We start from the raw sequence: 12047 nt of genomic DNA on the forward strand, positions 1-12047 counted from the left end.
CCACCGGTTACGGACACCCTATAGCAGGCGGTATTCGTCGCATCTCACCCTAGCCATGGGGGTGACGGTGACGTTGGGTCTGGTGCTATCACTGCCGGTAGCAGCGAAAAAACTCTACAAGTACCAGGACGCTTCCGGTGCCTGGGTGTTCACTGACAAACCGCCCGCCGCCAACGTTACTGCCGAAGTTCGCCCACTACCGGCCAGTGAGTTGCCGGCTAAGATCAGTGTCCGCAATCGCGGCACCACTGAGGCGCCGATTCTGGCGGTCGTGAACGACTATTACGGTCCCATTGAGGCGGAAATCGCCGGCGAAGGCTTGGAAAACATGCGTGCCGAACCACCATTGCCGATGCGGTTGGTCGTTCCGGCTCGCACGGAAATGACCGCCGTCACCCTTAAACCAACCGGTGTACGCTGGCGCTATGGCTACCGAATCCGAGCCGTATTGGGCGATCCCAAAGCCGCCCACCAGCCTGAGCAACCGTATGCGCCACCATTCGCGTCCGGGCAGCGCTTCTCGGTCGGCCAAGCGTTCGATGGGGCGTTCAGTCACCAACACTCGCAAAGCCGTTATGCCGTCGATATCAGCCTGCCAAAGGGAACACCCGTCCGCGCCGCCCGCGCTGGGGTCGTGATGGAGGCTACGAGCGACTTTTTTGATGGTGGCACCGACCCAAAATACCAAACGCGCGCCAATGCCGTGCGTATCCTGCATGATGACGGCACGATGGCGGTATACGCACACTTGGACCCAGACTCGACCCGTGTAGCCCCTGGGCAGCGTGTCGAGCGTGGCCTATGGCTTGCCAATTCTGGTAACACCGGCTACTCCACCGGCCCGCATCTGCATTTCGCCATCCAGCGCAATTCCGGGATGGAATTGATTTCAATACCGTTCGAATTTGCCGGAGCGACTGGTCAAGCCATCACCCCGACAGCGGGAATGCAGCTACTCGCACCCTGAGCGCGCCCGAAACCAGCGATCTGGGCGGTCAATTTATGACGCGCTTATCCGCTTGCGGTTGAGAAAAGCTTCGCGCACGATCTCTCGCAGTTGCGGAACCTGTGCTGGGCTTGACAGGAATTTACAGATCGCGCCCTGGTTAATCAGCTCGACCAAGCTTCCGGCCTCGCAGCCTTCACCCATAGCGATCCGTAAGGTTTCTGGATACAGCTCGCGCACGCGCCAGAAAAGCCCTTGATCGTCCTGCTGCATCCTCCAGTCGGCTAACATCACGCCAATCGGATGACGAGCCAGCAAGTCAAGTGCCGCTGGTATGTCAGTAGCGACCAACACTCGGTAACCTTCCGCCACGAGCGGAGTCTGGACAGACACTCTTTTATCGTCATCAGCAGCGACGATGAGCAAAATTTGCTCTTCGCCAACCAGAGTGGCTTTATCAACTAGACCCTGCTCACAGCGGCGCAACAGATCGGTGATTTCCGTGACTGGCAGGGGACGGCTCAGGTAATAACCCTGAATCTCATCACAGTGCTGCGCCTTCAGAAAGCGCAATTGGCCTTCGTTCTCCACGCCTTCCGCAATCACCCGCAAGCCCATACCGTCGGCCATCGCGATAACAGCGGTGGCAATCGCGGCATCATCGGGTCGGATGTTGACTTCACGCACAAACGCTTTATCGAGCTTAAGCCGATCCAGAGGCAATTGCTTGAGACGGCTAAAACTGGAATACCCGGTACCAAAATCGTCAATGGCCAACTGGACACCGAGACCCTTCAAAGCCTGGAGAGTAGCGATAGCGTATTCGGGGTCTTTCATCAGGAGGCTTTCAGTGATTTCCAGTTCCAGGGCGCTAGGCTCCAGGCCCGTCTCCTCCAAAACCCGCGCCACCAAGCCTGGAAACCCGGGTTGGGTGAACTGTAAAACCGAGATATTGACCGCAATTCGCTGTAAATCAATCCCTTGATCCCGCCATTGTTTGGCCTGCTGGCAGGCACTACGCATCACCCATTCGCCGATGGGAACAATCAGCCCGGTTTCCTCAGCCAAGGGAATAAAATCCACTGGCGAGATCGAACCAAGGATCGCATTATCCCAGCGCAACAGCGCTTCAAGCCCATTGATGCGACCGCTCGGCAGATCTAATTGTGGTTGGTAATGCAGAGCCAGATCATTTTGCTCGATGGCCTTACGCAACTGGCTCTCCATGGTCAACCGACGCAGAGCCGCTTCATTTAACGTCGCATCGTAGAACCGGTACAGGTTGCGACCTTGACGCTTGGCGAGATACATCGCCATATCCGCATTACGCAACAACACGCCCGGATCATCGCCATCTTCCGGGAAAACCGCGATACCGATGCTGGGTGTCACGAGTACTTCATGTCCTGCTAGGAGGAGCGGACGCGATAAATGGGTGCGAATGTGCTCAGCGACCAGCGCTACATCAGCACTGTAGCGGATCTCCGGCAACAGCACCGTAAATTCATCACCGCCCAAGCGAGCAATGGTCTGTCCGCGCTCATCGCCCGCCGGACGAGCGACTGTATCACTCTCGCGCAGGCTCTCCTTCAAACGGTCGGCCGTTGCCTGGAGCAATAAATCACCCACGGCATGACCGAGTGTGTCGTTGATCCGCTTGAAGTTATCCAAATCCAGAAACAGTAGACCGACCCGTCTGGAATAACGCTTAGCTAACTTGAGCGCCTCGCTCAAGCGGTCTTTGAAAAGCTCACGGTTGGGCAACTGGGTGAGGCCGTCGAAAAACGCCAGGTGGCGAATGCGCTCCTCGGCCCGTTGCAGCTCGGTGATATCCTGTAAAGTCCCGTACACACGGACCAATTGGCCTGATTCGTCAAAAACGGCTTCGACCTGTTGGCGGACACACCGGGGGTTCGTCTCAAAGCCGGCAAGCCAATGGTTGATCCCATCCACCTGCCTCCCTTCCCGCACGGCCGCGAACCAGCCGCGAACCCTGGCCTGATCTTTTTCCGGCACGCGGTCGAGTAACGCTTGGTAAGGTAGCTTGCCGTCTGGGCAATCCAGCCCCATGATTTGGCAAACCTGTTCGGAAAGATGCAATACATTCTCACCGGGCAACCAATCCCAGTGTCCTAGCCGGGCGATACGTTGGGCAGTCGCTAAGCGCCGCTCGCTCTCACGCAGCCGATTCATTGCCGTGCTGGCCCGCAGCAGATAACGTACTCGATAACCGAGCAGGGGAAAGTTGATCGGCTTGGTGATGAAGTCTGTGGCTCCAGCATCAAACGCCCGGTCGATGGACTCGTGATCATCCAACCCGGTCATCATCAGGATGGGAATTTGCCCGCCACCAGGCCGTCGCCGCAATTCCGTGCTGACCGCGAACCCATCCATTCCTGGCATCATCACATCCATCAGCACCGCAGCCGGATGCAACTGATCAAATCTTTCCAAGCCAGCGGGACCGCTTTCAGCCTGCTCGACCCGAAATCCTGCCTGCTCTAGGGTCACTCGCACCAACAGGCTAATCGTCGCATCATCATCAATGGTTAAAATTAGCGGTGGAGCTGGTATGCCGGCGGCTGACATGGTGGCCCTTCTTCGAGAGACTGATTGGTGTCGGTTCCAACCGACTGATTTTGGTCCTTGCGACCGCGCATCTACATGAGCGCCTAACGCCCTTCATGTAGTCCAGAGCGGTCAGCTGGGCAACGCCGGGGGTGGCAGTTCACTGGTCGGATCTTGATGGATCAATACATCGGCGTTTGGAAAACTCGCTTTTATCGCTGCCTCAACCTCGTCCGCCACGCGGTGCGCTTCCACTAACGGCAATTGATCATCAAGCATTAAATGAAGCTGCACGAAATACGTCTGGCCGGAGCGACGGGTACGCACGTCATGCACACCGCGTGCCCGTGGGTGTTCACGCGCGATCTCCTTAATCCGTGTATGAACCTCGCGTGGCAGTTCGTGATCCAGCAACAATTGTATTGAGTTATAGGCAATAGTTCCTGAACTATACAAAATATACACTGCAATTGCGATGGCGAAGAGCGGGTCCATAGCCGGCCAACCCAACATGCTCAAACCGAGCGCCAAAATCGTGGCGCCGTTAGTCAGCAAATCGGTCGCATAATGGGTGGCGTCGGCACTGATCGCAGTGGATTGCGTCCGCTGGATGACATAGCGTTGCACCAGCAGCAGAACGGCCGTGGCCACCATGGCGAACACCAAGACCCCCAGGCCGACCCAGGTATGGGTTAGCGCCTGTGGATGAACTAGCCGGTTTAGCGCCTGTAGAGTCAAAAACACGGCCGAGCCGGCGATAAAAGCCGCCTGCGCTAAGCCTGCTAAAGGTTCCGCCTTACCGTGCCCGAACCGATGGTCACGATCCGGTGGTTGCAGCGAATAACGCACGGCGAGCAAATTGAGTACCGAGGCCGCCACATCCATCATGGAGTCCACCAGCGAGGCCAATACGCTGACCGAACCGGTGAACAGCGCCGCCGCCAGCTTGGCGGCGATCAAGATGGTTGCGGTCGTTACGGAAGCGTAAGTCGCTAGCCGTAGTAAGCGGGCAGCCTCGGCCGGCTCCAGGACCGTGGGTCCAGATGCAGCCATTTGCAATTCTTTCTGGGTGCTCATAAAGGCAGTATATTCCCCTCGGTTGTCATCATTGCGACGGCATGAGTTTCGAATGTCGGCGCCGCGTCTTCTAACCCCTTACCGGGTCGCGAAATCGAAAGTTATTTCACCTTATGATTGAAGCTTTACGCCGCATTGTACAAGAAGCCACGGCCGCGACGGATTTTCCCAGCGCGCTTACTATAGCGGCTACCCAAATTCGCGATACCCTGGAAGTGACTGCTTGCACGATTTATCTCGTTGATCAGAAGCGTCGTGAACTGGTTTGCGGTGCCGGCATCGGCTTGACTCTCGTCGCCAGAGGCCAGGTGCGACGCACGGATCAGCCAAGCTTGCTGGAGTGGATCGCAGAACGGCAGGATGTGCTGAACTTGGCGGACGCCCAGCAGCATCCACGCTACCAGAACACACTCGGTACCGACGAGGAGATTTGTCACGCCTTCTTGGGAGTACCGCTGGTACAGGATCACCAGACTCTAGGCATCTTAGTCGTCCGGGATACCCGCATCTGCGAATTCCAGACGATGGAGGTGGATTTTCTGGTCAGTATCGCCGTACCACTGGCGCATCTGATCCATCAAGCAACGCTCGATGGTGTTATCCACGCACTGCTATCCGGCGTGCGTTCTCTGTCTGGGCTGCCAGGGGCACAGGGGGTCGCGATTGGCACCATCACCCTGCCGTACCGCTTGGCGGACCTTGATCGTGTACCTAACCGCTCTACGAGTGATCCCGCCGCTGAGGAAGTAGCGCTAAACACAGCCATCAGCGCCGTCGATGAGGAATTGCGCTCGGCTAACGAGCAATTGTTGTCTCTGCTGCCACCCAGCGAACAGGCGATGTTTAGCGCGCATCGTCTGCTCTTAAACAGTGATAGCCTGCGTGCAGACATCAACACCCGCATCCACAACGGATTATGGGCGCCTGCTGCCTGGCGTGATGCGATCCTGGCCCGTGCACAGGCTTTACAGCAAACCAACAATCCTTATCTGAACGCACGAGCAGAGGATATCCGCGATCTTGGTCGGCGGGTGCTGCGGCATTTATACACAGGCGCCACCGACTCATCACGCGCTTTGCCCGAACACTGCGTATTGCTTGCTGAGGAAATAAGCGTAGCGGATTTCGCGACGATCCCTCCCGATCAATTGGCCGCCATCGTGTGCTTACGGGGTTCGGCGCTCTCTCATATCGCAATTCTGGCGCGAGCCATCGGCATTCCAGCCGTCATGAATTTGGGTGACCGTCCGATCAATGGCTTGGCAGGGCACGAAATCATCGTTGACGGCTATCAAGGGCGGGTGTTCATCGACCCGGACCCCGCAGTACGCGCGGAATATCAACGGCTGATCGCCGCTGAGACGGAATTAGCTGCTGGGTTGGACAAGCTACGCGACCTACCGGCGGAAATGCTGGATGGCTACCGGGTGCCGCTCTATGTCAAAGCGGGCCTGCTATCGGATATTCCTTCCGCAAGTAATTGTGGAGCCGATGGCGTCGGGCTTTATCGCACGGAATTCGCCTTTATGATCCGCGAATCCTTCCCCAGCGAGGAAGAGCAATACGCTATTTACCAACAAGTGCTCAAGGCGTTTGCCCCCAAGCCCGTCACCATCCGCACGCTGGATATCGGTGGCGATAAACCCCTGCCCTACTATCCTATCGATGAAAACAATCCGTTTCTGGGCTGGCGCGGTCTTCGTTTCACGCTGGATCATCCCAAGATCTTTCTCGTGCAATTGCGCGCGATGCTGAGGGCCAATGCCGATTCGAAAAATCTGCGGGTTTTGTTCCCGATGATTACTACCGTTGAAGAGTTGGATGAGGCGTTACGGTTGCTGACGCAAGCGTATCGGGAGTTGGAAGCGGAGGGTACACCCGCCGCACGCCCTCAAGTCGGTGCGATGATCGAAGTCCCTTCCGCCGCTTGGCAAGCCGCTCAATTGGCTCGGCGCGTGGATTTTCTGTCAGTCGGCACCAACGACCTAACCCAGTATGTACTGGCAGTGGATCGTGACAATGCCCAAGTGGCTCGGTTGTACGATCACCTGCATCCGGCGCTCTTAAAGACTATCGCCCACATCCTCGCCGGCGGCCACCAGGCCGGTCGCCCAGTACAGTTATCCGGGGAGATGGCCTCCGATCCGGGGGCGGCCCTGCTGCTGCTGGGGATGGGAGCCGATAGTTTGAACGCGAGTCCCGCTAGCCTGCCAAGGGTGAAATGGGTGATCCGCCGCTTCGCCCGTGCTCAGGCGTGCGCCCTAGCCGAAGAGGCGCTCACCCTGGAGACGACCGACCAGATTCGCCGTCTGCTTAATGGCGCACTCCAGCAGGCCGGTTTAGGCGAAATCGTACATGAATCTATCTGAGTTGGTGGGCACCGGCTGGCGCGAAGAGCGGATCAGGCGACCCGCTCGCACCCTTGCTCGCTGGAGCACACCCAATCGGTGCACTCCAACTTGGCCCGATCAGCTTTCAATGGCGATTCGGCGAGGCTTGGCCGCTTCTCGCTTGGGGACGACGACTTCCAGGACTCCATCCTTGCATTTGGCGCTCACCTTGTCGGCATCCGCCACATCCGGTAGTGAAAACCGCCGCAGGAATGTACCGCGCACCCGCTCGACTCGGCGGTATTGCTCGGTTTCCTGTTTGGTTTCACTCGCACGCTGGCCTTTCAAAGCCAGCGTCCCCTTTTCCAGGGTGATTTCAATATCCTTGATCTCCACGCCAGGCAGATCGGCATGAATGACGAACTGACCTGGTTCTTCCTTGATATCGAGCGCCGGCATCCAATCGGCCAGGACATGCCCGGTTTCCTCATCCACCAACCGGTTGGTTGCAAACAGATGATTGACTTCGCGTTGCAATTGATTCAATAGGTTTAACGGTTCATAACGCATCAGAGCCATGATCGATCCTCCATCGATTTCAATTTCGGCGCTCCGTTGAACGCCGATCAAGTGACTTAATAACTGGGGGCTAGTGCGGTGATTTCAAGGGATTTCAGGCATTTTTCCGTCAAGCTATTTCGCTTTATGATAGTTCACCTCCCATGGAATCTTAGATGATGGCCGCACCACAGATTTTCATCTGCCATGCCCAACCTGATGCGGCTTTCGCCCGAGATCTGGGCTTGGCGCTGGAAACCTTTCGGTTGCCGGTCTGGAACGATTCCCGCAATCTGAGGGGCGGCAATCGTTTGGCGCCCGAAGTGCGGTGGGCCATCGAACAGGCCCGCCAAGTGATCGTCGTGCTCGGTTTGAATACTGGCGATCCGACCTGGTTACGGCGGGAAATCGAAATTGCGCAAGAAGTCGAGCGGCGACGCGCTGATCGTTATCGGGTGATTCCGCTATTGTTACCTGGTGTCGATGAAGCGATGTTGCCGCAATGGTTCACACCGGTACCTCGTACTGCTCCTCTCCAGCTCCCTTCGGATGGGCTGGGGCCTATCTTGCCAACGCTACTCACTGTCTTGGGCGAAACCTCGCCCGCTGGCAGCGCTACCGACCGTCATGCGCAGCCACCGACGGAGTTGGCGTTAAGCTTCAGTCAGAGCACGTCGTCTACCGCTTCCTGGCAATGGGTAGCGCGGTTAAATTCCCAGCCCGACGAAGATCCGCCCCTGACGCTAAGCTGCCCGCTGCCGATAGCACCCAGCCGGGAACTTCAACACTGGTATTTACAAACTTATCCTTGCTGGCCAACAGACGTTCTGCGCGACTTAGCAGACCATGTTGCCATCCAGCTTGCGCAATGGGGGCGCTCGCTATACCAAATAGTCCTCAACGCACCAGAGTCCCAGGCGCTGACGACCGTGTGGCGCCAATTACTTTCGTCTCAGGAAGGGTGCTTAGTGATCAAAGCTGACGGTGCCGATTCAGCTACGGTCGACTTGCTTGAACTGCCCTGGGAGCTGCTGCACGATGCCAACGATTTTCTGATTCGCGCCAAGAAGCCCGTCCAAGTCATCCGTCGCCTTCCAGGCGGGAGTGGCGCGTTTCTACCCGTACCACCACCCCTACGGATTCTGGCGGCCAGCCCTCACCCCGATACCGAACCGACCGGCCACTCCGACTACCGGCGTGGCACTTTACCTTTAATGGCAGCATTAGCCAGCCTCGGCGGCTTAGTCGAACCACGGATACTTACCTCACCCACGTTGGCAGCTTTGGAAAAGCAGTTAAATGACGCTTGGGTAACGGGGCGCCCCTTTTCGATACTGCATCTGGACGCTTATCTGCGTGAGGATCTCGCTACCCAAGAGGTTCAGTGTGCGTTTGAAACGGGTTACGATCCGCCAGCGCCTCTGTGCCGTGAGGCCCATTTTGTGCCAGTTAAAGAGCTGATTTCGCTACTAAGCTCTTACCGCATCCGGCTGGTCGTTCTCTACGGAGGGAACACAAACGCTGCTGATTCGGCTACTTTCCGTCTTACCTCCTTGCTGCTGGCAAGCGGAATCGCGGCCGCCATCACCGTGCATCCTGCGGTACCGACCGAGACCCAGAAACGGTTTTGGAAAGGCTTTTATGAAGAGTTATTGCGCGGCGCCCGGATTAGCCAAGCCCTGTTTGCTGGCCAAAACTACTTGGTCGGTGATACGTATCGGGCGGCGGGGATGAGCGGTGGCATCCATCTACAGGATTGGTTTTGTTTTAAGTTGTATGTGGGGGAACAAGATCCCCGTTTGTGTTTGCGTCCGCCATTGGATCTCCGGCGACGCTTGCTGGAGCTGACTTGGCCTGAGCCATCGGCACACCTACCCACACCACCACCGACCGGTTTTGTGGGTCGCACCCGTGACTTGCTGCGGCTGGAACGACTGTTGAAAGAACAATCCACGCTGTTCCTGCGTGGCGCTGGCGGTAGCGGCAAAACCGCTACCGCCAGCGCTTTAGCCCACTGGCTAGTGCGCTCCGGCCGTTTTCACCAGATCGCTTATCTCAACCGTGACGATGCCAGAGAACCAAGCTATTTGCTGGAAACGCTCGGCCGACAATTACTGCCCCAAAACAAGCACTGGTCGGTAGAAACCTATCCGACTTTTTGGCGTGCTCTCAGCCACCTGCAAAAGACGTTAGAAAAAAAATCCACATTGATCGTACTTGATCAGATCGAGCGATGGCCTTCGGAGCACGACAAGCTCTTTGATCAACTGTGGCAGGATTTGTTAAACGCATGTCCAGGACTGCGATTATTGGGTTTAGGCCGCTTGGGTCCACCGCCTTTCGCCCAGCCCTGGAAAGAGCTTAAGCTAAGCCCCCTTGATGAAAACGATGCTATCTGTCTAATCGGCCGCACCCTCATAGGTGCGCGCGAACTCCCCCCAGCCAGTGATGCCAAAGATGGCTTTCAACCTTTACGTCAACTGGTCAAACTCGCTGGCGGTCATCCAGTCGCCTTGCAGCGAATCTCTCACGAAATAGCAATACATGGCGCGAAGGCGACATTAGCCCTATTGCACACCCTGCGTGCCGAAATCCTATACCGCCATCCCGATGACCCGCAATGGCCACTGTTCTTAGGTCTTGAACTCACCCTGCGCCAGTTGCCAGCCGAAGATCGGGAGCGTTCGGCGATCATCGCTTTTTTCAAAGGGGGGATGAATCGTATCGCTCTAGGAAAAGCGCTGGTGTTAGATACACAGGATTTGGATGCTTTCCAAAAACGTCTAAGTGCTTTGGAATTGATTGAGGATCAAGGCTACGGTCATTGGCGCTTCGATCCTGCCTTATCCCATTATCTGGCCAACCAATTGTCTCCCAGCCATCGCTTAATCTGGCAAGACCGCTGGCGAAATGGCATGGAGGAACTCATTGATGTGCTTTATCAGCAGTATTTCAAAGACAACGCACGGACAACACGCTTGCTCCGCCTGGAATTACCTAATCTTCTGACGTTCTTGCGGGATCACCAGCAACATTTCAGCGCTGAACGTACCGCCCGCCTAGCCAGCCGGCTGGAACAACTGCTCGTTTCTCTCGGCATCCCGAATGCGCTGGGGGAAGCCATGGCCGCCCGCGAACGGGCCGGCCACGCGCTGTCTGGTTGGAGCCGACTACGGTTCGAAACTGAACGCTTGCGGGTCGAACGCCTGCGCGATAATGGCGCGCTTGAGGAAGCCTTCCAGGCAGCCCGACAGTTGCTGCGCCAATGCCAAGAAGCAGGCCCCGACAGCTATCCGGGAGCCGGCTATGATCTGGCGCAGGCCTTTTTCCAACTGGGCAAGTTGCTCAAATTAACCGGTGCCGCCGAATCAGCTGTCCGGGAGTTTTCGGTTGCCCGCCAGCAATTTCAAAGCTTGGCTGAAACCGGCAACAGCAATGCAGGCCGCATGGCAGCAGTGGTCGATGCTGAAATCGGTGATTGCTTAGCCTATTTACAGCGTTTGCAGGAAGCTGCCACTGCCTATGAAGCGGCACTCACTCAATCGGGGCCTAATGCCCCCAAAGGACTGATTGCAAATAATAAAATGCAGTTGGGTTTAGTGCGCCAGAGACAAGGACATTACAGTGAAGCGGTTGATTTATACGATTCCGCCCGTCAGATCTTCGAAGCGCTAGGGGAACCAGAAGGCACTGCGCGTGCCTGGAGGCAGATCGCCCTCTCCCACAAACTAAGCGCAGATATGAAACCGGCCCTGCACGCTTGCCAACAGGCGCTGTATCTCTATGAACAGCAACGAGATCGCAATAGTATAACTGAAACCTTGGGAGAATTAGGCCATCTGCACCAAATATCCAATCAATTGGAGGAAGCCGCTTTAGCTTATCGTCGCCTGTCAGAGTTATGCACCCAATTGGGGGATTCTCTTGGCGAAGAGGCCAGTCGCAACAAACTTGCCAATGTTCTCATCCAACTTCACCGCCATGACGAAGCCCGCCAAGAATTATACCGGGCTAGCGAATGCAATCTGCCCGATAGCTATACCGCTCGCAATTGGGCCATCCGCCGAGGTTTACACGATCTTGGCCAAACCGCGCAAAATCAGGATGTCGCAGACCGAGCACGACGGCAAGCGATGCAAAAATACCTCGCTTACCGAAGGGCTGGCGGTGAAAACGACAATCCAGGGGCACGCCTATGCGCGCAAGTTCATCAAGCTATCCGCACCGGCGAAACTTCTTCTCTTGCAGCCAAGCTCGAACAGATTGCGGCCAGCCCTAATGTACCAGCCGGGGGTAAACTATTGATTGATAAATTGAAAAATATTCTTATGGGATCTTATGAACCTACCTTGGCTACCGACCCAAACCTACATTATCAATATGCAGTTGAATTACAACTGCTATTGGAAGCGCTGACCCAACGCTAAACGGGAAAAACAAAAGCCCAACCTTATAGGTTGGGCTTTTGAGGAATAAGAGCCTGGCGATGACCGACTTTAGCGCGAGTAGGTCTCGCACGATCATAGGCGCGGAGCGGTTTCACGGTCGAGTTCGGGATGGGGTCGGGT

At 56.4% G+C, this 12047-nt stretch carries 6 protein-coding genes; 3 read left to right on the top strand and 3 right to left on the bottom strand.

Annotated elements, in window-relative coordinates; all coding sequences use genetic code 11:
• The first annotated feature begins 67 nt into the window (after positions 1-67).
• Positions 68-967, top strand: a complete 900-nt coding sequence (locus BN873_RS06160) for a peptidoglycan DD-metalloendopeptidase family protein (RefSeq protein WP_171820423.1) — start codon at positions 68-70, stop codon at positions 965-967.
• Between the two features lie 33 nt (positions 968-1000).
• On the opposite strand, the gene BN873_RS06165 is transcribed toward BN873_RS06160, so the two are convergent.
• Positions 1001-3535 carry an EAL domain-containing protein gene (locus tag BN873_RS06165; protein WP_048671757.1) on the bottom strand — a complete coding sequence of 845 codons (2535 nt, stop codon included), beginning with the start codon at positions 3533-3535 and terminating at the stop codon, positions 1001-1003.
• Positions 3536-3646: 111 nt separating this feature from the next.
• On the bottom strand, positions 3647-4591 hold the full coding sequence (locus BN873_RS06170) for a cation diffusion facilitator family transporter (RefSeq protein ID WP_082161124.1): 945 nt from the start codon (positions 4589-4591) through the stop codon (positions 3647-3649).
• 113 nt (positions 4592-4704) lie between these two features.
• Between BN873_RS06170 and ptsP the strand changes: the two genes are divergently transcribed.
• Complete coding sequence (ptsP, locus tag BN873_RS06175; RefSeq protein ID WP_048671758.1) at positions 4705-6960, top strand: phosphoenolpyruvate--protein phosphotransferase; 2256 nt, start codon at positions 4705-4707, stop codon at positions 6958-6960.
• Between the two features lie 99 nt (positions 6961-7059).
• On the opposite strand, the gene BN873_RS06180 is transcribed toward ptsP, so the two are convergent.
• A complete protein-coding gene (locus BN873_RS06180; protein WP_048671785.1) occupies positions 7060-7500 on the bottom strand; it encodes an Hsp20/alpha crystallin family protein in 441 nt (146 codons plus the stop codon).
• A gap of 155 nt (positions 7501-7655) precedes the next feature.
• Between BN873_RS06180 and BN873_RS06185 the strand changes: the two genes are divergently transcribed.
• The gene (locus BN873_RS06185; RefSeq protein ID WP_048671760.1) at positions 7656-11906 is read left to right on the top strand and encodes a TIR domain-containing protein; all 4251 of its coding nucleotides are present in this window, start codon (positions 7656-7658) and stop codon (positions 11904-11906) included.
• Positions 11907-12047: the final 141 nt, after the last annotated feature.

It is taken from the genome of Candidatus Competibacter denitrificans Run_A_D11, assembly GCF_001051235.1.
Taxonomy (GTDB): Bacteria; Pseudomonadota; Gammaproteobacteria; order Competibacterales; family Competibacteraceae; genus Competibacter_A; species Competibacter_A denitrificans.